The organism is Corynebacterium simulans (genome assembly GCF_001586215.1).
Taxonomy (GTDB): domain Bacteria; phylum Actinomycetota; class Actinomycetes; order Mycobacteriales; family Mycobacteriaceae; genus Corynebacterium; species Corynebacterium simulans.
Genome location: NZ_CP014634.1, coordinates 2,206,927 through 2,233,187, shown reverse-complemented (window position 1 = coordinate 2,233,187; position 26,261 = coordinate 2,206,927). Strand labels below are relative to the sequence as shown.

The following is a 26,261-nucleotide window of genomic DNA, read 5'->3' as shown; positions in this document are numbered from 1 at the left end:
ACAGAACGCTAGCTGCATAAGGTGGCGAGAAGGTTAAATTTTTCCGGCTAAAAGATGATCTTTTGCGGCAAAGTGAGGACCTTAGCCGAGTTGGGCTTAGCTCCGGACGCTGCTTACTTTATCTTCGTTCGAATCCGAGCTGACAGGAACAACACCGATGGCGGCCGTGGTCAGGGCGGCGATGGCTATTGCGGCTGATGCCGCTTGCGGGAGACAGGATCGAGCGGTCACGTCTTTAAGCTATCGTGCTTTACCCGCGTTGGGAAGCGGTCACAATAAATTTCATCAATGAGGGTACCCACCACTACACCACCGATACAGGTAGGCTGGGTGAGGTTATTAGCGTTAAATCACTACCTGAAGGGTGAGATACTCCAACCATGATCCAGTTCGTAGTAGGCGCCGCCGCAGGTTATGTCTTTGGTACCAAGGCCGGCCGCAAGCGTTATCACCAGATCAAGGGCGCGTACGAAAAAGCGATCAACTCCCCCGTCACCAAGAACGCAGTAAACGCCACCCGCAAGGCAGTGGCAAACAAGCTCGATCCAGAACCCCGCATGAAAGAGGTAAAGGATCTAAGCCGCGGCCGCCGCGTCAAAGGAAACCAGCTAGACGGCCACGACCGTATCTACGAGCCCGACGAAGACTAATTAGGCTGCGGCCCACGAAACGCCCTGTCATTGAGCTCGCGGCGGGCCTGCTCGAGGGCGACGAGGTCGGCGAAAAGCGAGTTATAAGCTTGCTCGTCGTCGGAGGGGCGCATGCGACCTAGTTGGGCCTTGATTTGGGCTACTTGGTCGCCCACGCGGGCTTCCTGGAGGCGGGAAAGCACGCTGTCAGCATAAACCTCCCAAGCCTTGGGATCGGACTCATCGCCCACCTTGATGGGTTCCACGGCAAGCTCACTGACAAAGTTGCGCGCAGTGAGATCGAGCATCTCCCCTGCCACAGCGGCGATCCATTCCACGCTGGGCAGGTTGGCGCCGGCAGCAACGCCACCGACAGTAGAGATTGCCTCGCGGATGATGCGGTAAGACTCGTTCGAGTACGCATCGGCGGTAATCCCGTCGAAGTAAGAACCGGCAAGGCCCGGGTACTGCAAGGCCAGCTTTAGGGCCTCCCGCTGCGGCCACAGGTGGGTCTCACGGGGGCTTGGCACGTGGAAGACCGGAGTGTTCTGTTGTGCGGGAGCGGGCGTGCCGGCTTTGATCGGGGCGTCGGCAAGCCGTGCCTTCTTGTCCTTTTTCTTAGGCCGGCGAGCCTCCTGCTGGACCTGCTGCAGGACTTCCTCCGGGTTGGGCCAACCCACCCAGCCAGCTAGGCGGCGGGCGTACTCACGCTGCAGCGGGGCGTCGCGAATCTGCGCCACCACGGGCACCGCACGACGCAATGCTTGCAGACGCCCCTCTGCGGTATCGATGCGGTATTCGCTAAGCACCGACTGGATGACGAACTCGAACATCGGGATGCGGTCCGCGATGAGCTCACGCACCGCGGCGTCGCCCTTGGCCAGGCGCAAATCGCAAGGGTCCATGCCCTCTGGTGCCACCGAAACGAAAGACTGCCCAGTAAAGGACTGCTCCCCTTGGAAAGCGCGCATCGCGGCTTTCTGTCCAGCCTCATCACCGTCGAAGGTGTAGATGAGCTCGCCATTGAAGTAGGAATCATCCAGCATCAACCTGCGCAGGACCTGCAGGTGATCGCCGCCGAACGCGGTGCCACAGCTGGCCACGGCGGTCTTCACGCCTGCGGCATACATCGCCATGACGTCGGTGTAGCCCTCCACCACCACCGCTTGGTGTGCTTCCGCGATGTTGCGCTTGGCCAAATCCAAGCCAAAGAGCACCTTGGACTTGCGATAGAGCATGGTCTCAGGCGTGTTCATGTACTTGCCCAGGTTGTCATCCTCAAAAAGCTTGCGGGCACCAAAGCCAATGACGTTGCCCGAAAGGTCCTTGATGGGCCACAGCAGGCGGCGGTGGAAGCGATCGATGGGCCCGCGCTTGCCCATCTTGGAAATGCCAGCAGCCTCTAGCTCCTCAAAAGAAAAGCCCATGCGCAGAAGGTGCTTGGTGGCAGTGTCCCACCCCTCCGGGGCATAACCGCACTCGAAGTCATAGATGGTCTCGCGGCCAAAGCCACGACCGAGTAGGAACTCGCGCGCCTTGGCTGCTTGCGGGGTCTCTAGCTGCTCTCGGTAGAACTGGTGGGCCGCCTTGTTCGCCGCGATAAGGCGCTGCCGAGTGCCAGGTTTTTCGTTGCGATTGCCGGTGCTGCCGCCTTGGTAATTGATGTGGTAGCCAATCTTTTGGGCCACCGCCTCGACTGCTTCGGGGAAAGAGACCTGCTCCATTTCCATCAGGAAGCTAAAAACATCGCCGCCTTTGCCCGTGGAAAAGCAGTGATAATAACCGCGCTGCGGGCGCACGTGGAAGGAAGGCGTTTTCTCTTCCTTGAAGGGCGACAGCCCTTTCATGGAGTCATAACCAGCTGGTTTGAGCTGTACATACTCGCCCACTATTTCTTCCAAAGGCGCGCGTTCACGGATTGCTTGGATGTCGCTCTCCGGAATTCTGCCTTGTGCCATGCGCTAAAGACTACCCCGCTTGTGGGTTGCTGGCTTGCCTTGGGGTGCAGGTACAGGTGCCCAACAACGGCAGTTTGAAAAAGCCACTGGAAAGCCCGGAAATTTACCCACCCTTGGGGTAGGCAAAAGCGGCAAAAGCCAAACCTGGAAAAAGCAGAAGGTCCGAGTGTTTTCCCAGTGCTAGCTAGATTTTCTTTGCAGGAAAATCCCTGCAAAGATGGGGGTATGGCCAATCCCCCCTCCTCCAAGAAGAAGCCCTTAGCCGTCCTCGGCAGCTTGCTCTTAGTCGCAGCCGCTGGCTACTTCGGAATCGACCTTGGCAGTGATTCTGGTAGCTCGCAGTCCACGAGTTCAACTGCAAGCTCTGCTTCATCATCCAACGCCGCGAATTTTTCCGGGCACTACGCCTCGTGCGCGATGGATACCCTGCCCGAGGAAGCAGAAGAAACGGCCGAGGATATCTTGGCGGGCGGGCCCTACGACCATCCGGATAATGACAACAAGCGTTTTGGAAACTACGAGGGCGTACTGCCCAAAGAGTCCAAGAACTACTACCGCGAATACACCGTGGATTCGCCCGGCCTAAACCACCGCGGCGCCAAGCGCATCGTCACCGGCGGCGGCAGCGAAACCGACCCCGATGTCTGGTACTACACCGACGATCACTACGAATCCTTCTGCGAGATCCCCGATGCTGAATAATCTCTCCAAAGTTCTAATCACTCAGCCGCTTGAAAGCCGCGCAGATCTGTATTCCGCGCTCGGCACCATCCGTGGCTGCGATACCTGCACTGCCCCGCACAACCTCGACGACTTGGCGGACTTCCTGCACAAGCACAAGGTCGAAACCGTCGTCGCTTCCTCCTGGCGCCTGCCTGCAGAGGACACTGCAGCGGTGCTCGAGGTTTTTAAAGACAGCGCCGTCAAGCTTTACCGCTAGGCCGAAAGCTACCCCATAAACCCAGAAAACTCCGCGGTCTGGCGCGCTAGCCGCTCCAAACGGGACTCGGTCATCGAGGCGATCTGATCCACAATGACCCGCTGGCGCTCAGCATCCGATTCAGCGCGGTCGTACCACAGTCGGAACATCGGGTCGAGGGCGCCCGGTGCGCCGGCGGAAAGATAATCAAAAACGCGGTAGATGCGCTCGCGCTGGCGATCCTGGCGCGCCAAGTGCACCGGCTCATCCATCACGTAGAGCACCGCGATGGTCTTCAAAAGCTTGACCTCATTTTCCGCGCGCGCTGGCACGGCAAGGTTACCCTGCTGGCGCCCCAAAACCAGCTCCGGACCATTGACCTCACGGGTGGCTTGCACCGTGGCACCAACGTAGCGGCCCACTAGCTCCGAAGTCATTTTCTTCAGCGTGGTGTAGGCGCGCAGCGAGGAATCGAACTCGCTGACTTGCTGGATGACGGGCAGTGCACGCAGGGAATCCGCGGCGTCGAGAAGCTCGTCCGCGCTGCCGCCGAAAGCTTTGGCACCTTTCTCCGCGAGGGCAGCCAGCTCCACCAAGTCCCAGAGCACGGCGAGGGAAACGCGACCCGAAACGATGCCATCCTCGACGTCGTGGACGGAGTAGGCGATGTCATCGGACCAATCCATCGCCTGTGCCTCCATCGAGGGGCGAGAGTCTTCGTGTCCTTCGCGCAGCCAGGCCAAGATGTGGGCGTCCTCATCGTAACAACCATACTTGCGGTTCACGCTGCCATCCGGATTGGTCTTGGTCCGCGGGTACTTGCACGCCGCGTCCAATGCGGCGCGCGTGAGGTTCAGCCCAAAAGAATTATCCTCCGCATCGACTACCTTCGGCTCCAGACGTGCCAAAATGCGCAGGGTCTGCGCGTTACCTTCGAAGCCGCCGCAGATATCCGCTACCTCGTTGAGTGCGTTCTCACCGTTGTGGCCATACGGCGGGTGCCCGATGTCATGGGTTAGGCCGGCCATGTCGCACAGGTCTGGGTCAAGCCCCAGCCCGGAGCCGATACCGCGGGCAATCTGGCCCACCTCCAGCGAGTGTGTGAGACGCGTGCGGGGCGTATCGCCGTCGTGGGGGCCAACCACCTGCGTCTTGTCAGCGAGGCGTCGCAAAGCAGCAGAGTGCAGGACGCGGGCGCGGTCGCGGGCGAAGGCGCCACGGCGATCCGCGTCGGCCGAGCCAGACTTGCTATTAAACACGGAGCCCTTGGGGCTCTCATCGAAGAGGCGGGCGGCGTCGTGCGGGGTATAGGAATAGCTCACATAGTGCAGTGTAGGCGCAACGAGCTTGTACTTTTCTGATTCTGGTAGGGGTGTCTGGCTGCCATTGCAAAGCAAAAGCTCCTGTCCCAGCCTCCCTTTTACGGGAAACCTTGGACAGGAGCTCTAACTATGTCCGAGCTTACTTGCTGGACAAAGCGCTGGACAGCTTATCAGCGAAGGAGAAAGGCAGGTTAACCAGTGCCTGCAGGGTGTCTGCTACGAGGTTGAAGACGTTGTTGATGATGTCAAACATAAGTTTTCCTTTCGATAGGGGGAGCTTTCACTAACCACGCTAGCGAGCAGAAAGTGGTTTTGCCACCAAAATCAACTGAGAATTTCCTGCGATAGCTGGAAAAACACTTAAAAATAGCCGCTGACAAGGTGCTTTATCTCCCGGCTTTATTGCGAATTTCTTCGTGTCGGGCGCGTCGCGTCGGGCGGATGAGCCCCTCGAAGCGGTGTAGACCGCTGCGCAGATGCTCAGCTAGCTCCTCCCCTAGTACCTTCCGCGCGCCGAAGACCACCAGGCCGCCCAACTCGTGGGCCAAATAGCGCCACCACGGCGGCGCGAAGGTGGGCGTGGGATAGCCGGCTGCACCGACCACCCGTGCCGCAAACCCCTCGTCGCGGGCGATTAGCCAGGCGCGCAAGCAATGTAGCGGGTCGGTCACGATGATGACGCGCTCGAAGCCATGCCTGCGGCGGATGGCGCGCAGGGATTCCACGGTGTCGTTGCCCTCCGGCACGGGCAACACAGAGGCGTGGCCTCTAAGGTACTTGGCGCCGACTTCTGCCTCGGTGAAGCGATCCCCGGGCAACTTGCCACCGACGGTAACGATGGGCACGCCCGGTGTAGCAACCGCAATGCGGCGGGCCTCGTCGAGGCGTGCCTGCAGGATGCGCGAGGGCCTGCCATCGTATTGAGCCGCGCCGAGCACGATGATTGCCTGTGCTTCAGGCTCCACCAGATTAAATTTCTGGGCAATCTTTTCCCGGGATTTCCGTGCTTTCCTGCAGCAGCTAACGCGTCTCATTTGCACTAGCCTAACGGTATTCTGGTGGGCATGACTTCTTCTGCGCGTATCGGTTCAGCCGCCCTAGCGGCACTCATCGTAGGGCTATCGCAGCCTACTGCTTTTGCAGCAACACCACCCCACAACAACGCGCCGGCGGTGCTAGCGCAGGCTGCCCCCTCAAGCATTACTTCCAAGGTCACTGACAACGCTGGGGCGCTCTCCGCTGAGGAAAAAGACCAGCTGGAAGATGAAATCAAGACGCTGCAGAAGAACGAGGGCCTGGTACTCTACGTGGTCTTTGAAAAGACTCTGTCTGGCTCCGCGGAAGACTTCGCGCAGCAATTCGTCGCCTCCAAGGGCCCGAACTCCGCCATTTATGTTGTCTCCGTCGAAGACCGCAAGGTCGGCGTGCAAACGGGTGGGGCCTGGCCAAAGAGCCGGCTGAATGCCATGTATGAAGCAGCTTCAGCACGCCTGGCAGACGATGACTTAGGCGGTTCTGCTTTGGAGTTAGTCGCAGCTGCCTCGGGCCGCGGGAAGGGTTCTTCTAGTTCTAGCTCCGCTGACTCTGGTTCAGGCGCCGGCTGGCTAGCCGGCGGTGCCGGTGCCCTGGCGCTGGCCGGCGGCGGCATATGGTTGGCAGGCCGCCGCAAGACCAAGAAAGATTCCGCGGAGACGCTCAAGTCAGCGCGCGCCATCGAGCCGGGCGATACGAATTCGCTGAACAGGCTCGATACCGCAACGCTCGATTCCTTGGCGCGCGAGGAGCTGGTCTCTACCGATGAGTCCATTCGCCGCGGCAAGGAGGAGCTCGACATCGCCACCGCCGAGTTCGGCCCCGAGCGCACGCGTCCTTTCACCCGCGCGATGAACCACTCCACCTCCACCTTGCAGAAGGCCTTTGCTATGCAGCGCCGGCTTAACGACGCCGCGCCAGAATCCGAGGCCGAGCGCCGCCAGATGCTCATCGAGATCGTCTCCTCGTGTGGCCAGGCCGATGATGCCTTGGATGCCCAAGCCGCGGATTTCGCCGCAATGCGCGATCTGCTGATCAACGCCGATTCCAAACTAGACGAGCTCACGCGCCGCAGCGTGGACGTGCGCGCCCGCATCCCGCAGGCCCAGCAGATTCTGGCACAACTGCAGGAAGACCACCCGGGCGCGCTGGACTCCATTGCCGATAACCCACACATGGCAGAAGTCTCCGTGGGCGAGGCGGAAAAGCAACTCGACCGTGGCCGTGAACTCGCCGCGGCACCTGCCGGCCAGCAAGGCGGCCTGGTGGCCCTCATCCGCGAGGCCGAGCACGCCATCGAGGTGGCAGACCGCCTCCTTTCCGGCGTCGAGCACGCCGAGTCCAACCTCGCGGCCGCCAAGCAGAATCTTGCCGCGCTCATCGCTGAGGTCCGCGGCGAGGTGGACGAGGCCCGCCAGTTGGAGCAGCAAGGCAAAAAGCTTGGCACTGCGGCCGATTGGCAGGCACTCGACGACGTCACCGCGCGCGCCCATGACGCCGTCACTGCGGCCGAAACCGGCCAGGCCAGCGACCCCCTCGGCCACTACACCGCGTTGACTACCCTCGACTCCGAGCTCGACGAGCGCCTCGATTCCGTCCGCGAAGCCACCGCCACCCGTGCCCGCCAGCTCGACCTGTACAACCAGCAGATGCACTCCGCGCAGGCCGCCATCCAGGCCGCTGAGGACGTCATCTCCACCCGTGGCCGCGTGGTGGGTGCCACCGCGCGTACTCAGCTTGCCGACGCCAAGCGGCTGCACGCCCAAGCCATGCAGCTCAAAAACTCCGATCTGCGCAGCGCCATCGATGCTTCCCGCCAGGCCGCTAACGCCGCACAAAATGCGGCGCGCACCGCGCAGCAGGACATCAACTCTTATCAGCGCCGCCAACAGGTTCAGTCCGCCGGCTCCACCGCGGGAGACATCATCACCGGCATGGTCATCGGCCAGATGCTCGGCGGCGGCAACAGCCATGGTGGCTTCGGCGGTGGATTCGGGGGCGGCTTTGGCGGCGGTTTCGGCGGAAACTCCGGCGGCGGGGGCGGTGGCTTCCGCGGCGGTTCCTTCTAGATCCGCCGGCGCTTAGATCCGCCGGCGCTTCGGGGCGTCGACAAGCGCGCAGCAATAGGTTAAAAACGCGGCGTCGACGTCCGGCACCTGCTGCGGCCGCATATCCGTAATCTCCAGCACGCCCTTGAAAGTGGGGCGCGTGCGGATAATCTCGTTTCCGGAAGCGTCATAAATGCGGCGCTCCCTGCGGAAAGGATTAGGCCTATCCAGCGTGTACTCACGGCCCATACACTTAGCCTGCATGTGGCTAATGGAAACACCCTGCTGCCCCACGTGCAGAGTCTGGCCCGTGGTGGCCGTGCCGCGCACCCAGAAATGGCGACTGCCGCTGTCGATGGAGTGCTCCAGCAAAATGCGCTCCTGCGCCGAAGCCAGCTGGGATTCATTGACGTTCAGCACGTCAGCGCGCACCGTGGCCCATACGGTTCCTTCTTCATCACGCAGGCAATCTTCGGCCCACGTCCAATGCCGGTGTTCTGTACTCACGAGTATCGCTTAATGCCTAGAACACGAAAAGGGAAAGCAGCGCCACCAGGGAGGCAAGCCCCAGCGTGGCAATGACGGGCACTGCCATGCCGCGGGTCTTGGCCTCCAGAATGAGACGGGTAAACCAGCTCAAGGCGATGATCTCGGCGTCGTTTAGCGCGGCGGCCTCGGGCTCCGCGTCGAACTCCAAGATGGCCTTGCGCACGCCGGAATTCTTTGTCGAAAACTGCGCGACCTTGTAACCGACGGCGTCTTCAATAATCCAATCGCCGCCGTTTTCGTTGATAAAGGAAAACTCGCGGCCAGCAGCATCCGCCTCTAGGCGCTTGGCGCGGCCCAGCGGGCCCTGCAGCGTATAGACGCGGCTATCCACGCGGGCCGTGGCGCCTTCTTTCGGGTCCGCCGCTAGCTGCCAAACCTCGCCGTCAATTTCTGCCTGATCTGCAGAAAAGACGCCGAAGGCCAGGGGCCCATCCTCCTTCAGCAGGACAGGCTTTTGGCTGTCAGTGCGGTCCCAGCTGGTGTATTGCATCGCTACTTTCTTCTTTACTTGGCCTTTAGCAGCCGATGAGGCGAGCGGCCAGGTATGCCTCGAGCTCGTCGAGCTTGACGCGCTCTTGCTCCATGGTGTCGCGCTCGCGGACGGTAACTGCGCCGTCTTCCAGGGAATCGAAATCGTAGGTCACGCAGAAAGGCGTGCCGATTTCATCCTGACGACGGTAGCGGCGGCCGATGGCACCGGAGAGGTCAAAGTCAACGTTCCAGTGTTGGCGCAGCTTGGCAGCCAGCTCGCGGGCCGGGGTGGACAGTTCTTCCTTCTTGGACAACGGCAGAACTGCAACCTTGACCGGGGAAAGGCGGCGGTCCAGGCGCAGGACCACGCGCTTATCGGTGCCGCCCTTGGCGTTTGGCACCTCTTCCTCATCATAAGCATCGACCAAGAAGGCCATCATGGAACGGCCCAGGCCGGCTGCCGGCTCGATGACGTAAGGAACCCAGCGCTCCTCGGTGGTCTGGTCGTAGTAGGACAGGTCCTCGCCGGAGCCCTTCGCGTGAACGGAAAGGTCATAGTCGGTGCGGTTAGCAACGCCCTCGAGCTCGCCCCACTTGGAGCCGGTGAAGCCGAATGCATACTCGACGTCGACAGTGCGCTTGGAGTAGTGGGACAGCTTCTCCTTCGGGTGCTCGTACAGGCGCAGATTCTCTTCCTTGATGCCAAGGTCCACGTACCAGTTGTAGCGGTCATCAATCCAGTACTGGTGCCACTGCTCGTCCTCGCCCGGCTTGACGAAGAACTCCATCTCCATCTGCTCGAACTCGCGGGTGCGGAAGATGAAGTTGCCCGGGGTGATCTCGTTACGGAAGGACTTACCGATGTTCGCGATGCCGAAAGGCGGCTTCATGCGAGCGGAAGTCATCACGTTCTTGAAGTTAACGAAGATGCCCTGTGCGGTCTCCGGACGCAGGTAGTGCAGACCCTGCTCATCATCAACCGGTCCCAGGTAGGTCTTGAGCAGACCGGAGAATGCCTTCGGCTCGGTCCAGTCACCCGGCTGGCCGGTTTCAGGATCGTTGATGTCTGCTAGGCCGTTTGCAGGCTCGTGGCCGTGCTTTTCCTCGTATGCCTCCAGCAGGTGGTCAGCGCGGTAACGCTTGCCCGTGTGGCGGGACTCCACCAGCGGATCGGTGAAGACCTCAACGTGACCGGAGGAAACCCAGACCTGGCGCGGCTGGATGACGGAGGTATCAACACCCACGACGTCCTCGCGGGACTGCACCATGTGGCGCCACCACTGGCGCTTGATGTTTTCTTTCAGCTCCACACCGAGGGGGCCGTAGTCCCACGCAGAGCGCGAACCGCCGTAGATCTCACCTGCCTGGTAGACCAATCCGCGGCGCTTGCACAGGCTTACAACGGTATCGATGACGCTTGCCATGGTTAAAAAAGACTCCTCTGTTAAGGGACAGCCGTGAACAATGTTCCTAGTCTATCCTGCCTCCTTCCGCCTGTGGGCGGAGGGGTGAAAATAAATTTTGTATTTTATACAACACTGTGCAAGATGTGGGGTATCGTACTGTTTCAAGCGATTAACAGAAATTGGATTGAAGGTGATCTGCATGACGCAGCCCTCCACGGCGCTTCACACACTCGACATCGACGCCGCTACCCGCGTCATTGGCGCTTTAGATTCACCCCTGCGCATCACCCTGGTATTGGCCCTTAACCGCCACGATCACTACGTTCACGAACTGGTGGCCGCAACCGACAAATCCCAGCCGCTAATCAGCCAGCACCTGCGCGTACTAAAAGATGCCGGAATCGTCGATTCCAAGCGTTCAGGCCGCGAAGTGCGCTACTCGCTGGCCTCCCCCGAGGTGCTTTCCTTGTTGGAGCAAGCTGCAGCACTGTTTAACCGTTAACTTTATTGGAAACTAATTGATAAACTATCGGGCATGGCTCTCCATGAAAGCATCCCTAAGCTTGGGGCTCGCAACACCAAGCAGCGCACCGCTGTCGTCGAGGTTCTGCGTGAACTAGATAAGTTCGCCTCGGCAAAAGACATTCACCGGGCGTTGCAAGACCGCGAGCACAAAGTAGGCCTGACCACAGTCTACCGCACCCTGCAATCCCTCTCCGACATTGATGCAGTGGACGCGCTTCACATGCCTTCGGGCGAAACGCTTTACCGCCACTGCGAATCCGCTAACCACCACCATCACTTGGTATGCACCAAGTGCGGCCGCACCGAGGAAATCGACGGCGGCCCCATCGAGCAGTGGGCATCCAACGTGGCTGCCGAGCACGACTTTGAGCTAACCGGCCACGATGCCGAAATCTTCGGCATCTGCTCCAATTGCCGCGCGAACTAGGCAGCACCACGCAACAAATAGCTTTAGCTATTTCGTACCGCCGAAACGACGATCCCGCCGCGCGTATTCTTCTACCGCGGCGTACAAGTCCTCCGGAGTGAAATCCGGGAAGAGCTTGTCTTGGTAGATCATCTCCGCGTACGCCGACTGCCACAGCAGGAAGTTCGACGTGCGCTTCTCCCCCGACGGGCGCAGGAATAGATCCACGTCCGGCATGGTGGGGTCATAGAGCGCCGCGCTTAACGACGCCTCGTTAATCGAGCTCGGCTTCAACTCGCCCTTGGCCACCTGACCGGCGAGCTTGCGAACGCCGTCGACAAGCTCGGCGCGCCCACCGTAGTTCACGCACATCGCCAGCGTCATGCGGGTGTTGTCCTTGGTCAACTCCTGCGCAGTCTCCAGCTCCTTGATGACGGAGCGCCACAGGCGTGGGCGGCGGCCCACCCAAACCACACGCACGCCCTTCTCGTTGAGCCACTCGCGCTGCCGGCGCAGCACGTCGCGGTTAAACGCCATTAAAAAGCGCACCTCTTCGGGGCTGCGGCGCCAGTTCTCGGTGGAGAAGGCGTAGGCCGAAAGGTACGGGATGTTCATGGAAAGGCAGGCATCGACGACGTCGAGAAGCACTGCTTCACCACGGCGGTGCCCCTCGGTGCGCTTCATGCCGCGTTCCTCGGCCCAACGGCCGTTTCCGTCCATGACCAGCGCGATGTGCTTGGGCAGGAACTCCTCCGGGATAGCAGGCGGGTTTAAAACTCGGTTCGGATCTGGCGTAATCACGCGCCTTATCTTACTGGTCCATGACCCCCAACGCGGTAACCTTGCGTTCCAAATGCCACTGCAGATGCGCGCGGATGAGTTGGTGGGCTTCCCCGCGCTGCTCATAGGTAGGGCTCGTGGGGTGTCCATGCGCAAGCAACCACATGTGATGCAACGTCTCCGGGTCCACCTCGGCGGCGCCTGGCGGGCGGCACTCGTGGCACGTCGCGCCGCCAACGGCCGGGTGGAAAGCATGATGCGGTCCGGGCTTCTGGCACTGCGCGCAATCGAAAAGCCCCGGCGCCCAGCCGGCATGCGCCATTGCCTGAAGTAGGAATTGGTCCAGCGTCAGGAGCGGATCGTCGTGCTGGAGCCGCTCCAACGTTGCGACCAGCGCATTATAAAGGAACGGGTCTTGGTCAGAATCTGCGAAGGCCAGGCGCTCGGCAGATTCAAGTGCGGCGCAGGCGGCGGTATAGCGCTCATAATCTCCGATGATGGCGGCGCCAAAAAAGTCCACGGTGTCGGCCTGCGAAATCGTGTATAGATTCCGGCCGGGATACAACTGCACATCCAGGTTTACAAAGGGCTGGAGGCGCGAACCAAAACGCGACTTCGCCCTGCGTACGCCCTTGGCCACCGCGCGCACCAAGCCATGGCTGCGGGTAAGCAGCACGATGACGCGGTCAGCCTCGCCGAAGTCATAGCTGCGGATGACCAGGGCGCGGTCGCGAAAACTCTCCCTCGGCATACTTAGGTTTTTAAGCCTTGGGTTTTAGAAGCCGAGACGGCCCAGCATCTTCGGGTCAGACTGCCAGTTCTTGAGCACCTTGATGCGCAGGTCAAGGTAGACGTTCTGGCCCAGCAGCTGGATGATCTCCTTGCGGGCAGTGCCCACGATGCGGGTAAAGCGGCGGCCGTCCTTGCCCTCGATGATGCGCTTTTGGCCTGGGCGCTCCAGGTAAAGTACCGCGTGGACGTTCATGACGTCGGGGCGAGTTTCATCGGGCAGCATCTCATCAACCTCGACGGCCACGCTGTGCGGCAGCTCGTCTTTCAAACCAGACAGTGCGGCCTCGCGGATGAGCTCGGCGATGCGCTTTTCCTGCTCTTCGTCGGTGATGTGATCATCGGGGTAGAACTTCGGGCCTTCTGGCAGGTGATCGATGATCACCTGGGTCAGCTCATCCAGTTGTACGCGCTGGGTGGCCGAAACCGGGATGACCACGGCGTCGGGGTTCTCCTCGCTAAGCAGCTCATGCAGCGCCAAAAGCTGCGCGCCGACCTGATCCTTGCTGGCCTTATCCAGCTTGGTCACGATGCCGATGATTGGGGTCTTCGGCGCTACCTTGCGGACGTTTTCCAGAATCCAGCGGTCACCGGGACCAATCTTTTCATCGGCTGGGATGGTCAGGCCGATGACGTCCACGTCCGCGTACGTGTCCTTGACCATCTCGTTGAGGCGCTCGCCCAGTAGGGTGCGGGGGCGGTGCAGGCCGGGCGTGTCGACGACGATGACTTGCGCATCATCGCGGTGCACCAAGCCACGAATGGGGTGGCGGGTGGTCTCGGGCTGGTTCGCGGTGATGGCGATCTTCTGCCCCACCAGCGCGTTGGTGAGAGTCGACTTGCCCGTGTTTGGGCGGCCGACAAAGGACACGAACCCCGAGCGGAACCCTTCCGGGGTATCGGTGTAGTCGGTGTAGTCGAGGACCTCCCCATCGGTGGGAAGGTTCTCAAAGGCGGCGTCAAAATCGGTACTCATTGCTAGTTATCATAGCCCAGCCGCGTCACAGTAGTACATACGCGTTTGCGGCTGCCCATTGGCCTCTTCACCGGCCTTTCTCTCTCGCAAATACCCAGCCCTGGAAATGCAGTTTTCTGGTGGATTGCGCGGCGTCGGCACGCGTGGCGAAACGCGAACAGGACCTCTGGGTTTCCAGGGCTGGGTATCTATGCCGCGCGCCGCGGACCCATCGCCAACATTCGGCGCACCGTCGCGACAAACTCCTCCGGCCGGGCGCGCAACTCCTCCGGACTAAAGCGCAGGACCACATAACCCATGTTGAGCAGCTCCTTCTGGCGGCGGTGCTCCGCGCGAATCGCCTCCACAGGCCTGTCTTGGTATTTGACATTGCCGTCGATTTCAATGAGCAACCAGCCGTCAATTGCCAAATCAGCGCGGTACTTGCCCACTATGTACTGCGTGCGCACGTGTATGCCCGCACGCAGCAACAACGCGCGGGCGTAGGACTCCCACGGCGACTCAGAATCAACCACGGCCGCGGCCACCACGGCGCGTGCAGTCGCCACGCCCTTAACGCGGCCCAGCGCGCCCAACGTATCCTGCAAGCGACGGCGGCCCACCTGTGCACGCACATAATCCGCGGCGACCAGCCCCTCTTCGAAGCCGTGCAGGCGGGCCATGTCGATCGCGGTACGCTCCAGCGAGGTGAGCTTAATGCCGTGGACCGTGGTGGTTTGCCCGTGCAGGCGGGCGGCCTTATAAGCGAAGAAATGCCCCTTGGATTTCTGCGGCACCGAGCCCGAGGGCAGCACTGCTGGGTATTCGGTGGGGCGGCTAATGGTGGGAATGCCGTGTATCAAAGCTGCGGGCTTTCCGATCAGCACGGCTTTATGCACGGTCCGTGCGTGGATATACACCCGCGCTATGTCGCGTTCCCAGGGTTTGAGCCGGTTCCAGAATTGCTTCGGCAGCGCGAAGCACCAGGCCGCGCGCACGATTTTGCCGTGGTGCAGTTGCAGCCAGCGCGGGTCTACGTTGGATAGTTGGCGAAGGTCAATAAGGTGGGCGTCGATTGTGTCAAAAAGTAATGCGTTGTCCATGCCTTACTTTTAACCGGCGGCGGGTGCTGGCGCGCGGCAAGTGCGGCCAGGATGGTCAAATTCCCAGGGCTGGGCACCCAGACCTCCTGTTCGCTTTTCGCCGCGCTTGCCGACGCCCCGCAATCCACCAGAAAGCTGCATTTCCAGGGCTGGGTATTTGCCAAAAGGCGTGGGGCGGGTGCGCTAAAGCTCCTCGACCTGGAACTGCAGCTGCGGATTCGCAAACACGTCCTGGGACTCAATGAGCTGCAGCTCCTGCGAGTCTGCCTCATAAGTGTTGTGCAGCAAGTCGTACACCGAAGACGCGGTGCGCTTGAGCGCGAGCTTCGCATCGTGGGTTTCGACGTAGTGGCCGGTAAACAGCGCGGCAGTCACGTCGCCGGAGCCGTTGCGCTTGAATGGCAGGTGCGGGGTGGCAACGATGTAGGCGCGGTCGCCGTCCACGGCGAGCATCTCAATGGTGTCCTCAGGGGTCTCCGGGCGCTTTACCGAGGTGACCAGCACGGTCTTCGGACCAATCTCCTGCGCAGCCTTCACTGCCTCGAGGGTCTGCTCCAGCGTGCCAACCTCGTGGCCAGTCAGGTAGCCCAGCTCAAACTGGTTCGGGGTGATGATGTCAGCCACCGGCACGACCTTATCGCGCAGCAGCGGCGGGATTTCGTCCGAGACAAAGCAGCCAGACTTCGCGTTGCCCATGACTGGATCGCACGCGTACAAAGCCTTGGGGTTGACGGCCTTGATGCGGTTGACAGCGTCGATAATTGCGCCGGCGATGTCTGGCCCGCCCTGGTAGCCAGAGAGGATTGCGTCGATCTTCTCAAAGGCGCCGCGCTTCTCGATGCCGTCAATAATGCTGGTGACATCCGATGCCGGAAGCATCGGCCCGCCCCAATCGCCGTAACCGGTGTGGTTGGAGAAGTTCACCGTGTGCACCGGCCATACCTCGTGGCCCGCGCGCTGGAGCGGGAATACTGCGGCGGAGTTGCCGACGTGGCCGAAGGTGACGTGAGACTGGATCGACAGAATATTCATGCCGTCTATTGTGCAACGTGACGCAACACGTCACCAACGAAACGGGGAAATTAATTTTCCTGTGGCTCGCCCACCGCCGGGATTCCACCGCCGGGGACCTCTTTGTCGAGGTTGGCGCGCTCGGCGGCATCCGGGAAGGCCTTGGGGCCCGAGGGCTTAGGCTGGTAGCTCACCCCGCGGGCGGCGAGGTTGTCATACCAGTCCGCCAGCAGCTCGTTCTGCAGGCTGAACATTTCCTTTTCCTCTGCCGGGGTGGCGTGGTCATAGCCCAAAAGGTGCAGGCAGCCATGCACCGTCAGCAACGCAAGCTCGTGGCCCAGAGAGTGGCCGGCAGCATCGGCCTGGCGCAGCGCGAACTCCGGGCACAACACGATATCGCCCAGCATGGACGGGCCCATCTCGGGGGCGTCGGGACGCGCGCCCAGTGCGCCCGGAGTGATTTCATCCATCGGGAAGCTCATGACGTCGGTCGGGCCTTCCAGATCCATCCAACGCACGTGCAGGTCCGCGATGGTATCCAAGTCCACTGCGGTGATCGTGCACTCGGCATCCGGGTTGATGTCCATGGCGCCGAAGGCATAAGAGGCGACGTCGATGAGCATCTCCTCGTTGACGCCGTCGAAACCGGACTCATTGATGAATTCGATGGACATTTAGTTCTCCTTATTCACTTGCGCTGCGGCTACCGAGGCTTCTGCGGCTTCAGCAGCATCATAAGCATTCACGATACGGCTGACCAGCTGGTGCCTGACGACGTCGCTCGAGCCCAGGTCCGCAAAGTGAATATCCTGCACGCCGTCCAAGATGCGGCGCACCAAGCGCAGGCCAGAGACCTGGCCGCGCGGCAAGTCCACCTGCGAAACATCGCCGGTGACCACGATCTTCGAACCAAAGCCCAGACGGGTCAAAAACATCTTCATCTGCGCCGGCGTGGTGTTTTGCGCCTCGTCGAGGATGACAAAGGCGTCGTTGAGCGTGCGGCCGCGCATGTATGCCAGCGGGGCGACCTCGATGATGCCTGCTTCCATAAGCTTCGGGATCATCTCTGGATCCATCATGTCGCGCAGGGCGTCGTAAAGCGGGCGCAGGTACGGGTCGATCTTGTCATTTAGAGTGCCAGGCAGAAAGCCCAGCTTCTCGCCGGCCTCAACTGCTGGGCGGGTCAAGATGATGCGCGAGACCTGCTTGGTCTGCAGGGCCTGCACGGCCTTGGCCACCGCCAGGTAGGTCTTGCCAGAGCCTGCGGGGCCGATGCCGAAGACCACGGTGTTGTCATCAATGGCCTGGACGTACTCGGATTGGCCCACCGTCTTTGGGCGTACGGACTTGCCACGGCGGCGCACGATATCGGCTGCCATCGCCGCGGAGACCGATTGCGGCGCTTCCACCGCAATCATGTCCACGGTGTGTTTCACGGTATCGGTGCTGACGTGATGGCCGCGGCGAGCAATCGCCTCGAGCTCGTCGAGCACCTTCGCGGCGCGGGCCACCTCATAGTCAGGGCCGGTTACCGTGACCGTGGTTCCGCGCGCGAAGAAGTCTGCATCCAGTAGGTTGTTGAGCACCCGCAGGTTATCGTCAGCGTTGCCGAGCACGGTCGCGACGTATACGGAGTCAAGCTCAAACTTCTTAGTGATAATAGGCACCCCAACAGGCTACCAGCGTGCGGTGCGCACGCCGATTGCGGCAAGGGCCACCATGGCTGCCGACGCCGTGCGTAAGACCTCCGGGCCTAACTTAATCGGATGGGCTTGCAGGCGCTCCAGCTCCTCGGCGCCGATGCCTCCTTCGGGGCCGACGAGGAGATAAATGGTGCCCTCCAGCGGAACCTCCCGAATAGAGTCGGTGGCTTCCTCGTGCAAGACGTAGGCCGTCTGCCCGGCAATGAGCTGAGCTAGCTGCGGGGTGGTCAAGGGGCCAGTAACCTGCGGGATGCGGTCGCGGCGGGACTGTTTCGCAGCAGCAGTCGCTGCCGCCTCCCACTTCGCGAGCGCCTTCGGAGCCTTCTTTCCATCCCACTTGGCCACGCAGCGATCTGCCTGCCAAGCGATGATCTCATCGGCGCCTGCCTGGGTGGCAAGGTCCACCGCGAGCTCCGAGCGTTCCGACTTCGGGATGGCTTGGACCACCACGACGCGGGGGTTGGGCTCGGGCGCAAAAGTCACTGCGTCGACAAGCGCGGCCAAATGATCCTTGCCCGAAACGGACTGGATGGTGGCCAGGGCGGCGGTGCCCGTGCCGTCGATGAGCTTGAGCCGCTCCCCTACGCTAAGGCGCTTAACCGTCACCGCGTGGCGGCCCTCGGGACCTTCGAGCCCCACCGGCTCGCCAACGCTAGCCAACGAGAGATCAGGATGAATGAAGACGGGCAGAGACATTAACGGCGGAACCTATCTCGGATGCGGGAGAAGAAGGACTCCTCTTGGCCGTCGCCGGTCTCGCGGACGCGGGCGCCCTCGTCGCGAGAATCGCGGACCTTCTCGAGCAGCTCGCGGGTCTTCTTGTCCAGCTCCTTCGGCACCACGACGTCGACGTGCGCGAAGAGGTTGCCAAAGCCGTCGGTGCGCAGGCGCGGCATGCCCTTGCCCTCGACCTTGATGGACTCGCCCGGCTGGGTGCCCGGCTCGATGTCGATGTTGAGCTCCTCGCCATCTAGCTGATCGATGGTGAAGTTGGTGCCCAGTGCGGCATCGACCATCGGTACGCGCACGGTCAGGTGCAGGTCGTCAGCGTTGCGCTCAAAGACGGCGTGCGGCTTGGTGGAAACCTCCACATAAAGATCGCCCGCCGGGCCGCCGCCGTGGCCGACCTCGCCTTGAGAGGCCATGCGGATGCGCATGCCATCACCAATACCGGCCGGGATATTTACAGTGAGATCGCGGCGCTTCTTCACGCGGCCATCGCCACCACAGTGGTTGCAAGGATCAGTAATGACTTCACCGAAGCCCTGGCACTTCGGGCACGGGCGGGAGGTCATAACGTTGCCCAGGAAGCTGCGCTGCATCTCCTGAACCTCGCCCATGCCGCCACAACCATCACAGGTAACTGGCTTGGACTTGGAGGCAGAACCCGTGCCCTCGCAGCGGTCACAGAGCACAGCGGTATCGACGGTGACCTGCTTCTTCAGGCCGGAATAGGCCTCTTCCAGGCTAATGGTGGTGCGCAGCAGGGCGTCATTGCCCGGCTGCACGCGCGAGCGCGGGCCGCGGGAGCCACCTGCTCCACCGCCGAAGAACTCAGCGAAGATGTCGCCTAGGCCGCCGCCACCGAAACCACCGCCGAAGCCGCCGCCAGCAGCGCCGCGCTCTTCCATTGGGTCGCCGCCCATGTCAACGATTTGGCGCTTCTGCGGATCCAGGAGCACCTCTTGCGCGAGGGAGGCCTCGCGGAACTTCTCCGCCGCCTCTTCATCGCCCGGGTTAACGTCCGGGTGATACTTGCGGGCAAGCTTGCGGTAGGCCTTCTTAATTTCGGCGTCGGTTGCGGATTTTTCTACACCAAGGATGCCGTAATAGTCACGAGCCACTTAATGAAAGTCCTTATCTAAAATTAGAGTCACTGGGAAAAGTTTTCCGTGCCAGCTTACTCGCCGGCCAGAACTTCGCTTACATAGCGTGCAACAGCGCCAACCTTCGAGATTGTTCCCGAATAATCCATATAGGTCGGGCCTACAACGCCAAGGCCGCCCAACGTTTCATTGCCGGCGCCGTACGCAGTGGCGACGACGGATGCCTGCCGCAGCTTGTCCTCCTCATTCTCCTCACCGATGACGACGGAGACGTTGCCCAAATCCGGCACGCTAGCCAAAAGCTTCAACACCACGACCTGCTCTTCGAGAGCCTCGATGAGCGAGGGCAGCCCTTCTGGGAAGTCTCGCGCGATACGCGTGAGATTAGAGGTACCAGCCATGAGCAGGCGGTCGGAGGGGCGCTCCACCAACGTCTCGATGAGAGTCGTGGCGGCATTGAGCACGTGCGGGCGGATGTCCAGCGGGGAGGTTTCGACGAGGCTGGCAAGTTCCACCGAGGCGTCGGTTAGCGTCTTGCCCTCCAAGGCGTTGTTGAGGACGTCGCGTAAGCGTGCGGTCTGCAGTGGGTCGATGATGCTGTCCAGCTCGACGTTGCGCTGATCGACGCGCCCGTTATCCGTGATGAGCACCAACAACAGGCGCACTGGCGAAAGCGCCACGACCTCGCAGTGCTTCACGCGCGAAACCTTGAGGTTGGGCATCTGCACCACCGCCGCCTGCTTGGTCACCTGAGCAAGCAGCTGCACGCTGCGGCGCAGTACATCCTCCAGGTCGACGCCGCCTTCCAAGAAGGTCAGCATGGCACGGCGCTCCGGCGCAGACAAAGGCTTTACGTCGTGCAGCGAATCGACGAACTGGCGGTAACCCTTCTGCGTGGGCACGCGCCCGGAGCTGGTGTGCTCGTGGGCAATCAGGCCCTCCGATTCCAGCACCGCCATATCGTTGCGGATGGTAGCGGAGGAAACGCCCAGCTGATAACGCTCCAGCAGGGACTTGGACCCCACGGGCTCCTGGGAGGCAATATAGTCCGCCACAATGGCGCGCAGAACCTCGCGGCGGCGAGCATCAGTGGAATTGGACATGCGCCCTATGTTACCTACCTTCGCCGTGGCCTTTAAGCTTCCTCGGCAACCAACAAGTCGGTGATGATGCCGTCTGCCAAAAGGCGCCCCGGCTTGGTCAAGCACAGCCGGTCGCCGGCGCGCTGCAGCAACCCACGGGAGATGTAGTCCGCGATGACCGGCTCCGCACCCGGAGCCAGCCAGTTGGCCGGAATGCCCTCGCGCAAGCGCAGACCGAGCATGATCTTTTCGGTGTGCCGCTCGGCCTCGGTCAAAACCTCGCGTTCCTTGATAGGAAGTTCCTCGCGGCCCAGCATTTCGATGTAGCGGCGCGGCAGCTTCACGTTATAAAAGCGCTCGTCGTTCAAATGCGAGTGCGCGCCAGGGCCCGCGCCCCACCAGTTGCCGTCGACCCAGTAGATGCGGTTGTGCTCGCACTCGCCGCCGGGCTTGGCCCAGTTGGAGACCTCGTACCACTCGAAGCCTTCCGCTTCGAGCGTCGCAGAGACGGCCTCATAGCGCCTTGCCAGCACGTCCTCGTCGGGTGCAGACAAGATTCCCTTTTTCACCTTGCGCGCCATCCGGGTGCCGTCTTCTACGATGAGCGAATACGCGCTGACGTGGTCGACTCCCGTTTCGAGGACGCGGTCAAGGGTAAGCCGCACGTCGTCGTCAGTCTCCGTGGGCGTGCCATAGATCATGTCCAGGTTTACGTGCTCGAAACCTGCGGCGCGGGCCTCACGCGCGGCGTCGAAAGCCCGGCCCGGGGTATGCGCACGCTCAAGCACTCGCAGCACGCTATCCGACGCCGACTGCATGCCCAGCGAAATGCGCGTAAACCCCGCCTCGCGCAGCTGCTCGAAATAGCGCGGGTCCGTCGACTCCGGATTCGATTCCGTGGTCACCTCCGCCCCTGGGGCCAAACCAAAAGTCTCTTTCACGCGGGCCAGAATGCGGCTAAGCCCCTCGGCGCCCAACATCGAAGGCGTGCCGCCGCCGATGAATACGGTCTGCGCCGGCCTTCCCACCTGCTGCGCCGCCATGCCCAGCTCGCACTCGAGGGCGTCCAGGTATGCGGCGGTCAGATCGCCGCCCAGCTCACCTGGGGTATAGGTATTGAAATCGCAATACCCGCACCGCGAAGAGCAAAAGGGAACGTGGATATAGAGGCCAAAGTCTTGAGACATGCCCTCTAGGCTAGCTTGGGCCAGGAACTAAATAACCCACCGGTACGTTGAAGGATGTAATCTATTCTGCAGTTTCCCATAAATAGAAAGGCAGCTTCAGTGGAACCTCCGAGTCGATGTCCCCGCCTCACCGAATGGCAGGCGGGGTAGGCCATGTTGCAAGCAATCCTTATGATTTTGGCGGGATTTCTGGTCATTGGCCTGATTATCGTCGCGAACGCGTACTTCGTTGCGCAAGAATTTTCTTTCATGTCGGTGGACCGCGCGCAGCTGCGCTCCATGGCTTCCGAGGGCAATAAGACAGCTGAGCGTGCCCTGAAAATTACCCAGCGCACCTCCTTCATGCTCTCCGGTGCCCAGCTGGGCATCACCATCACGGGCCTGCTGATTGGCTATGTGGCCGAACCCCTGGTGGGCCGCGGCTTGGGTGAGCTGCTGGGCGGCGTGGGCATTCCCGCCGGCGTTTCCATCACCATTGGCACGGTGGCAGCGCTTTTCATCTCCACCATCGCCACGATGCTTTTTGCGGAGCTATTCCCCAAAAACTACACCATCGCAGCCCCGATGAAGACGGCATTGTTCTTGTCCACCTCCACCATGTGGTACCTGCGCATTTTCGGCTGGCTTATTCACTTCTTTGAGTACGCCTCGAATGCGATCTTGAAGGTCTTCGGCATCGAGCCTGTAGAAGACGTGGATTCTTCCGCCACCACCGATGATCTCGAGTCCATCGTGGATGCCTCCCACGAGGCCGGCGACATCGACGAGGCAACCTACCTCGTGTTGGACCGCCTGTTGGACTTCCCGGAACACGACGTCGAGCACGCGATGATTCCGCGTTCCCGTGTCGACGTCATCGATCCGCAGACCACCATCGGCGAGGTTCGCGAGATGATGTCCACGGATCACACGCGCTACCCCATCATCGACGATGAACACAACCCCATCGGTGTGGTGCACTTGTTCGATGTGCTGGGAACGCAGCTTCCCGACGCCACCGCGGCCACCGAGATCATGCAGCCCGCCGTTGTGGTGCCAGAGCTCATGCCGCTTCCCGACGTCGTGACCGAGTTGCGCGACGCCAACGACAAGCTGGCCTGCGTCATCGACGAGTACGGCGGCTTCGTCGGCATCGTGACCATGGAAGACCTAGCCGAGGAGATCCTGGGCGATGTCAGCGACGAGCACGACATCGAAGAGACCGAGGAAATCACCGAGCAGGATGAGTCCCACTGGCTCGTCGATGGCGATACACCGATTGACGAAATCGAGCGCGCCATCGGCCACGATCTGCCAGAAGGCGACTTCGAGACCGTGGCTGGCCTGCTGATTTCCCACTCCGGCGCGCTGCCTGAGGAGGGCGAGGAGTACACGATCGAGCTCGAGGCGGAGCCGGATGACTGGGTAGAGCGCGACGACGCCCCAGTGCGAAAGCTGCACATGCGCGTCGAGGAGATTGACCGCCACGTGCCGTCGACCTTGGCACTGGAGCTCATTGAGGAATACGCCGATCAAACGGAGGAGGAGAACTAATGACTGATACTTGGTGGTTTAACCTCCTCATCACGCTTGTTATCATCGCCGCCTCGGCTTTCTTCGTCATCATCGAGTTTTCGATGATGGGCGCGCGCCGCAACCGTTTGGAAGAAACCGCTGAGACCTCCCGCGCCTCGCGCTCGGGCCTGCGCTCTTTGAACGAGCTGACCATCATGCTCGCCGGCGCACAGCTGGGTATTACGGCGGCGACCTTCGTACTGGGTGCAGTGACCAAGCCGTGGGTCCACCACCTGCTCATGACCCCGCTGGAGGCACTCGGCCTGCCGCTGGGCGTGGCCGACGTGGTCTCGTTTATTTTGGCGCTGTTCATCGTGACCTTCCTGCACCTGGTCATCGGCGAGATGGCGCCGAAGTCTTGGGCGATTACCCACCCGGAGACCGCGCTGCAGCTCATCGCGGTTCCTGCCCGCGGCTTCATCTGGCTCTTCCGCCCGCTGCTGAAGTGGATTAACCACATGGCGAATGCGATGGTGCGCTGGACTGGCGAGGAGCCCGTCGACAGGGCCGGTGCCGCCGGCTACGACGCGGATACCCTGCGCCACTTGGTGGAGCATTCCCGCGAGACGGGCACTCTGGACGATGATTCGGCGAACCAGATCACCGGCGTAATTGAGTTGGAGGCCTCTACCGTTGGCGCGCTGGCTCGCGAGCACGGCTCCCAGGTCGTCCCGCTGTCTCCCGACGCTACGGTGGCTGAACTCCATGACTTGGTCACCCGCAAGTCCATCATGCGCGTGCTGGTCTTCCCGAAGGATTCCCGCGTGCCGCGTATCGTGCACGTGCGCGATACGCTCCTCGCCGAACCGGACACGCCAGTGCTCGAGTTCTCCCGCCCCGCGCTGACGGTTTCCTCCTCGCTGACTGTCCAGAAGACCTTGGACCACATGCGCGCTCGCAACGAGCAGCTCGTGGCCGTAGGCAAGGCGGACAAGGATAAAGCGATGTGGATTCTGACGTGGGATGACATCATGGGCCAGCTGTGGCCGCAGATTACGGAGCAGTTGGACTTGGCTAACTAGCGCCCAGCCCTCCTTCCTGCCCCCCCTTCCCGCTTCCTCTACCCCTTCCCCGCAAATACCCAGCCCTGGAACCCCAGACGTCGTGGTCGCGAGAAAATATTTTTCAACTCTTAAAAATCGCGACCACGACGTCTGGGTTTCCAGGGCTGGTTTTCTAGGGCTGGGGGTTCAGCAACAAAATTTCACAGCCAGTTGTTGACGCCACCAACAAGTTATCCACAGCTTTCAAAATTGCCTCTAGAGCTACACACCCGCGGCGGGCGAAGCTAGTGCCATGACCACTCTTGAGACCATCCACCCAGCCAAGCCCGCCACATCCAATGACCTTAAATCCGGCACACTTTTGCAGCTAGCACCGCGCATGGCCGTAGACCGCGAGAAATACTTAGCGCTTTCCGCCGTCGAACGCCAGCGCCTCGAATGCATAGCCATAGCCCGCAGCTCTTATACCGCGGTACTGATTAGCAAGTCCGCCGCACTCCTGCATGACCTTTGGCTGCTCCCCTGCCCCGACGACCCGGTCGAGCTAGCGCTTCCCTGCGGCAGCCTGCCCCGCCATAACCGCCATGCGCCGGGACGCTGCTACCGCAAGACCATGGTCGGGGACGTAGAAACCATCGACGGTGCGCGCGTGGTTAGCATTGCCCGCGCGGTTGCCGACGTCGCGCGTTACCACGGCTTCCGCCACGGTCTCATCGCCGCAGACTCAGCGTTAAACATGGGTATTAGCCCTGCCCAGCTGCAAGCCGAGGTCGATGGCTTAGGGCGCGTGCATAATGCCGCAGCAGCCCGCAAGGCAATTGCCTGCGCCAGCTCCCTATCGCGCTCGCCTTTCGAGTCACTCGTGCGCGCACTGGCTGTGGAGCTGGGCTTAGATGCCAAGCCGCAGCAACGCGTGGCGCCTGGCATCGAGGCATTGCTCATCGAAGAGGCCATCATCGTCGAGATTGGCCCGCAAGCGGTCCTATCCCGGCGCTCGAGCCGCACGGCATACCTGCGCTCCTTGGGATACCGAGTAGTTCAATTTACGCCCGAGCAATTAGCCAAAGATCCAGATACCTGCCGGAGGACGCTGCACATGGTGGCGCAGGCGCACGCGGTTAAGGCGAGCTAGAAAAGACAAACACCGCCGAACGAGGGAATCGGCGGTGTTGGTGTCTCCTTGTGTGTTGGCAACAAGGAAGTCTATTTATTGGCTCTTAAGCGGTAGTCGCGGCCTGTCGCGCAGCTTCGCGCTTGGCACGCACGCGGGCCACCACAGCGTTAACCCGAGCACGCTCTTCTAAGAACGGCGGCGGGTTGTGACCACGCATCGTTCGCACGTAGGCTGGGTGGGCTTCGACGACGGTATGGCGCCAAGCCTGCACCGCGATGAGCGCGGATTGACCGGCACGCTTGTACAGATGCGGCAGGGAAATCATGTCCAGGTTGCGGGCCACGGCGTCGGTTTGGCCGAGCACATAATCCACCAGCTCGCGCAGGTAATCCGCCACCGCCCCAGTGCGGCCGCGCAGCGTGGCAGCGAGCTCGGAGACCACAATGGTCGGGGAATCAATCGCAAAGGCGGCATCCAGGCTGCGCGCGGTGAGCTGCTCTGGCTCGGCGATATCGTTGTTGCCAGATGCGGCGGCGGAGATAGTGCCCGAGCGCACCCCTGAGACCAGCGCGTGGCGCAGGCCAATCAGCTCGCCTACGCAGCGTCCGGAATCGATGCGGGCATCCTCGACGATGTCGCCGAGTTCCGCCAGGCAGTCCAGTGCGAGTTCATCGTCCCAATCCTCAATTGCCTCGATGAGGTGCTCGATATACTCGACGACTTCGTCGCCGATGTTGTAAATCTCCTGAGTCAGCTCGCGGTGACGTAGCTCGGCGGCGATTTTGTGCATGCCGGTCCTTTCCGCAAAACTAACCTCTAGTTGAGGTTGAGACTTCTCTGTAACGAGTGCTGACTTTATTCCAGATCCTGTGAACGATCTGCGCGACA

The 26,261-nt window shown here is 61.3% G+C and carries 27 protein-coding genes; 9 read left to right on the top strand and 18 right to left on the bottom strand.

Features of this window, described 5'->3' with window-relative positions; all coding sequences use genetic code 11:
* The first annotated feature begins 380 nt into the window (after positions 1-380).
* Positions 381-650, top strand: coding sequence for a hypothetical protein (locus WM42_RS10450; RefSeq protein ID WP_061923941.1), 270 nt, complete (start codon positions 381-383; stop codon positions 648-650).
* Here WM42_RS10450 and dnaG read toward each other — a convergent pair.
* Complete coding sequence (gene dnaG, locus WM42_RS10445) at positions 647-2,587, bottom strand: DNA primase (RefSeq protein WP_062037985.1); 1,941 nt, start codon at positions 2,585-2,587, stop codon at positions 647-649. The two genes, WM42_RS10450 and dnaG, sit on opposite strands and share 4 nt — an antisense overlap.
* A 225-nt stretch (positions 2,588-2,812) precedes the next feature.
* On the opposite strand from dnaG, the gene WM42_RS10440 reads away from it, so the two are divergent.
* Complete coding sequence (locus WM42_RS10440; protein WP_062037982.1) at positions 2,813-3,289, top strand: guanyl-specific ribonuclease; 477 nt, start codon at positions 2,813-2,815, stop codon at positions 3,287-3,289.
* Complete coding sequence (locus WM42_RS10435) at positions 3,279-3,527, top strand: hypothetical protein (protein ID WP_062037979.1); 249 nt, start codon at positions 3,279-3,281, stop codon at positions 3,525-3,527. Before WM42_RS10440 ends, WM42_RS10435 begins: the two co-directional genes overlap by 11 nt.
* 8 nt (positions 3,528-3,535) lie before the next feature.
* On the opposite strand, the gene WM42_RS10430 is transcribed toward WM42_RS10435, so the two are convergent.
* Together WM42_RS10430 and WM42_RS10425 are read right to left on the bottom strand one after the other, a co-directional pair.
* Complete coding sequence (locus tag WM42_RS10430; RefSeq protein WP_062037976.1) at positions 3,536-4,828, bottom strand: deoxyguanosinetriphosphate triphosphohydrolase; 1,293 nt, start codon at positions 4,826-4,828, stop codon at positions 3,536-3,538.
* A 386-nt stretch (positions 4,829-5,214) separates the two neighbouring features.
* Positions 5,215-5,793 carry a YdcF family protein gene (locus WM42_RS10425; protein WP_062037973.1) on the bottom strand — a complete coding sequence of 193 codons (579 nt, stop codon included), beginning with the start codon at positions 5,791-5,793 and terminating at the stop codon, positions 5,215-5,217.
* Positions 5,794-5,892: 99 nt separating this feature from the next.
* Between WM42_RS10425 and WM42_RS10420 the strand changes: the two genes are divergently transcribed.
* Positions 5,893-7,929 (top strand): TPM domain-containing protein, encoded by a 2,037-nt coding sequence (locus WM42_RS10420; RefSeq protein ID WP_062037970.1) that lies wholly within the window; start codon positions 5,893-5,895, stop codon positions 7,927-7,929.
* A 12-nt stretch (positions 7,930-7,941) separates the two neighbouring features.
* Here the strand turns inward: WM42_RS10420 and WM42_RS10415 are convergent, their stop codons facing one another.
* From WM42_RS10415 to WM42_RS10405, 3 genes are read right to left on the bottom strand one after another with little or no spacing between them, the layout of a single operon-like run.
* The gene (locus WM42_RS10415; protein WP_070498142.1) at positions 7,942-8,415 is read right to left on the bottom strand and encodes a hypothetical protein; all 474 of its coding nucleotides are present in this window, start codon (positions 8,413-8,415) and stop codon (positions 7,942-7,944) included.
* 16 nt (positions 8,416-8,431) lie between these two features.
* Positions 8,432-8,947 carry a hypothetical protein gene (locus WM42_RS10410; protein ID WP_061923972.1) on the bottom strand — a complete coding sequence of 172 codons (516 nt, stop codon included), beginning with the start codon at positions 8,945-8,947 and terminating at the stop codon, positions 8,432-8,434.
* 25 nt (positions 8,948-8,972) lie between these two features.
* Positions 8,973-10,352, bottom strand: a complete 1,380-nt coding sequence (locus WM42_RS10405) for a glycine--tRNA ligase (RefSeq protein ID WP_061923975.1) — start codon at positions 10,350-10,352, stop codon at positions 8,973-8,975.
* A gap of 181 nt (positions 10,353-10,533) precedes the next feature.
* Here WM42_RS10405 and WM42_RS10400 point away from each other — a divergent pair, with 181 nt between their 5' ends.
* Positions 10,534-10,836 carry an ArsR/SmtB family transcription factor gene (locus WM42_RS10400; protein ID WP_062037963.1) on the top strand — a complete coding sequence of 101 codons (303 nt, stop codon included), beginning with the start codon at positions 10,534-10,536 and terminating at the stop codon, positions 10,834-10,836.
* Between the two features lie 33 nt (positions 10,837-10,869).
* Positions 10,870-11,286, top strand: coding sequence for a Fur family transcriptional regulator (locus WM42_RS10395; RefSeq protein ID WP_061923981.1), 417 nt, complete (start codon positions 10,870-10,872; stop codon positions 11,284-11,286).
* Between the two features lie 27 nt (positions 11,287-11,313).
* Here the strand turns inward: WM42_RS10395 and WM42_RS10390 are convergent, their stop codons facing one another.
* From WM42_RS10390 to hemW, 11 genes are all read right to left on the bottom strand, one after another.
* Positions 11,314-12,066, bottom strand: a complete 753-nt coding sequence (locus WM42_RS10390) for an isoprenyl transferase (RefSeq protein ID WP_082787686.1) — start codon at positions 12,064-12,066, stop codon at positions 11,314-11,316.
* Between the two features lie 10 nt (positions 12,067-12,076).
* Complete coding sequence (gene recO / locus WM42_RS10385) at positions 12,077-12,796, bottom strand: DNA repair protein RecO (RefSeq protein ID WP_062037960.1); 720 nt, start codon at positions 12,794-12,796, stop codon at positions 12,077-12,079.
* 24 nt (positions 12,797-12,820) lie between these two features.
* Positions 12,821-13,810, bottom strand: a complete 990-nt coding sequence (era, locus tag WM42_RS10380) for a GTPase Era (protein ID WP_062037957.1) — start codon at positions 13,808-13,810, stop codon at positions 12,821-12,823.
* 188 nt (positions 13,811-13,998) lie between these two features.
* A complete protein-coding gene (locus WM42_RS10375) occupies positions 13,999-14,892 on the bottom strand; it encodes an endonuclease domain-containing protein (RefSeq protein WP_062037954.1) in 894 nt (297 codons plus the stop codon).
* A gap of 183 nt (positions 14,893-15,075) precedes the next feature.
* Positions 15,076-15,924 carry a pyridoxal kinase PdxY gene (pdxY, locus tag WM42_RS10370; RefSeq protein ID WP_061923993.1) on the bottom strand — a complete coding sequence of 283 codons (849 nt, stop codon included), beginning with the start codon at positions 15,922-15,924 and terminating at the stop codon, positions 15,076-15,078.
* Positions 15,925-15,974: 50 nt separating this feature from the next.
* Positions 15,975-16,577: an rRNA maturation RNase YbeY gene (gene ybeY, locus WM42_RS10365; RefSeq protein ID WP_062037951.1), complete on the bottom strand. Its 603-nt coding sequence runs from the start codon at positions 16,575-16,577 to the stop codon at positions 15,975-15,977.
* Positions 16,578-17,570: a PhoH family protein gene (locus tag WM42_RS10360; RefSeq protein ID WP_062037948.1), complete on the bottom strand. Its 993-nt coding sequence runs from the start codon at positions 17,568-17,570 to the stop codon at positions 16,578-16,580.
* 9 nt (positions 17,571-17,579) lie between these two features.
* Entirely contained in the window at positions 17,580-18,302 is a 723-nt protein-coding gene (locus tag WM42_RS10355; RefSeq protein WP_062037945.1) for a 16S rRNA (uracil(1498)-N(3))-methyltransferase, read from the bottom strand.
* Entirely contained in the window at positions 18,302-19,450 is a 1,149-nt protein-coding gene (dnaJ, locus tag WM42_RS10350; RefSeq protein WP_062037942.1) for a molecular chaperone DnaJ, read from the bottom strand. The genes WM42_RS10355 and dnaJ overlap by 1 nt, the downstream gene beginning before the upstream one ends.
* Positions 19,451-19,506: 56 nt before the next feature.
* Positions 19,507-20,535, bottom strand: a complete 1,029-nt coding sequence (gene hrcA, locus WM42_RS10345; protein ID WP_062037939.1) for a heat-inducible transcriptional repressor HrcA — start codon at positions 20,533-20,535, stop codon at positions 19,507-19,509.
* 32 nt (positions 20,536-20,567) lie between these two features.
* Positions 20,568-21,701, bottom strand: coding sequence for a radical SAM family heme chaperone HemW (hemW, locus tag WM42_RS10340; RefSeq protein WP_062037936.1), 1,134 nt, complete (start codon positions 21,699-21,701; stop codon positions 20,568-20,570).
* Between the two features lie 153 nt (positions 21,702-21,854).
* Between hemW and WM42_RS10335 the strand changes: the two genes are divergently transcribed.
* The 3 genes from WM42_RS10335 (at position 21,855) to WM42_RS10325 (ending at position 25,391) form a co-directional block, all read left to right on the top strand.
* Positions 21,855-23,234 carry a hemolysin family protein gene (locus WM42_RS10335; RefSeq protein WP_062037933.1) on the top strand — a complete coding sequence of 460 codons (1,380 nt, stop codon included), beginning with the start codon at positions 21,855-21,857 and terminating at the stop codon, positions 23,232-23,234.
* On the top strand, positions 23,234-24,277 hold the full coding sequence (locus WM42_RS10330; protein WP_062037930.1) for a CNNM domain-containing protein: 1,044 nt from the start codon (positions 23,234-23,236) through the stop codon (positions 24,275-24,277). Before WM42_RS10335 ends, WM42_RS10330 begins: the two co-directional genes overlap by 1 nt.
* 274 nt (positions 24,278-24,551) lie before the next feature.
* Positions 24,552-25,391, top strand: a complete 840-nt coding sequence (locus WM42_RS10325) for a PDDEXK family nuclease (protein ID WP_062037928.1) — start codon at positions 24,552-24,554, stop codon at positions 25,389-25,391.
* An 85-nt stretch (positions 25,392-25,476) separates the two neighbouring features.
* Here WM42_RS10325 and WM42_RS10320 read toward each other — a convergent pair whose 3' ends face one another.
* Positions 25,477-26,163, bottom strand: coding sequence for a hypothetical protein (locus tag WM42_RS10320; protein ID WP_061925799.1), 687 nt, complete (start codon positions 26,161-26,163; stop codon positions 25,477-25,479).
* Positions 26,164-26,261: the final 98 nt, after the last annotated feature.

Excerpts from the sequence above, each read along its gene's own strand:
- WM42_RS10450 (WP_061923941.1), top strand. The coding sequence starts at position 381 with ATGATCCAGTTCGTAGTAGGCGCCGCCGCAGGTTATGTCTTTGGTACC.
- dnaG (WP_062037985.1), bottom strand. The coding sequence starts at position 2,587 with ATGGCACAAGGCAGAATTCCGGAGAGCGACATCCAAGCAATCCGTGAA.
- WM42_RS10440 (WP_062037982.1), top strand. The coding sequence starts at position 2,813 with ATGGCCAATCCCCCCTCCTCCAAGAAGAAGCCCTTAGCCGTCCTCGGC.
- WM42_RS10435 (WP_062037979.1), top strand. The coding sequence starts at position 3,279 with ATGCTGAATAATCTCTCCAAAGTTCTAATCACTCAGCCGCTTGAAAGC.
- WM42_RS10420 (WP_062037970.1), top strand. The coding sequence starts at position 5,893 with ATGACTTCTTCTGCGCGTATCGGTTCAGCCGCCCTAGCGGCACTCATC.
- WM42_RS10410 (WP_061923972.1), bottom strand. The coding sequence starts at position 8,947 with ATGCAATACACCAGCTGGGACCGCACTGACAGCCAAAAGCCTGTCCTG.
- WM42_RS10405 (WP_061923975.1), bottom strand. The coding sequence starts at position 10,352 with ATGGCAAGCGTCATCGATACCGTTGTAAGCCTGTGCAAGCGCCGCGGA.
- WM42_RS10400 (WP_062037963.1), top strand. The coding sequence starts at position 10,534 with ATGACGCAGCCCTCCACGGCGCTTCACACACTCGACATCGACGCCGCT.
- WM42_RS10395 (WP_061923981.1), top strand. The coding sequence starts at position 10,870 with ATGGCTCTCCATGAAAGCATCCCTAAGCTTGGGGCTCGCAACACCAAG.
- recO (WP_062037960.1), bottom strand. The coding sequence starts at position 12,796 with ATGCCGAGGGAGAGTTTTCGCGACCGCGCCCTGGTCATCCGCAGCTAT.
- era (WP_062037957.1), bottom strand. The coding sequence starts at position 13,810 with ATGAGTACCGATTTTGACGCCGCCTTTGAGAACCTTCCCACCGATGGG.
- WM42_RS10375 (WP_062037954.1), bottom strand. The coding sequence starts at position 14,892 with ATGGACAACGCATTACTTTTTGACACAATCGACGCCCACCTTATTGAC.
- pdxY (WP_061923993.1), bottom strand. The coding sequence starts at position 15,924 with ATGAATATTCTGTCGATCCAGTCTCACGTCACCTTCGGCCACGTCGGC.
- ybeY (WP_062037951.1), bottom strand. The coding sequence starts at position 16,577 with ATGTCCATCGAATTCATCAATGAGTCCGGTTTCGACGGCGTCAACGAG.
- WM42_RS10355 (WP_062037945.1), bottom strand. The coding sequence starts at position 18,302 with ATGTCTCTGCCCGTCTTCATTCATCCTGATCTCTCGTTGGCTAGCGTT.
- hrcA (WP_062037939.1), bottom strand. The coding sequence starts at position 20,535 with ATGTCCAATTCCACTGATGCTCGCCGCCGCGAGGTTCTGCGCGCCATT.
- hemW (WP_062037936.1), bottom strand. The coding sequence starts at position 21,701 with ATGTCTCAAGACTTTGGCCTCTATATCCACGTTCCCTTTTGCTCTTCG.
- WM42_RS10335 (WP_062037933.1), top strand. The coding sequence starts at position 21,855 with ATGTTGCAAGCAATCCTTATGATTTTGGCGGGATTTCTGGTCATTGGC.
- WM42_RS10330 (WP_062037930.1), top strand. The coding sequence starts at position 23,234 with ATGACTGATACTTGGTGGTTTAACCTCCTCATCACGCTTGTTATCATC.
- WM42_RS10325 (WP_062037928.1), top strand. The coding sequence starts at position 24,552 with ATGACCACTCTTGAGACCATCCACCCAGCCAAGCCCGCCACATCCAAT.
- WM42_RS10320 (WP_061925799.1), bottom strand. The coding sequence starts at position 26,163 with ATGCACAAAATCGCCGCCGAGCTACGTCACCGCGAGCTGACTCAGGAG.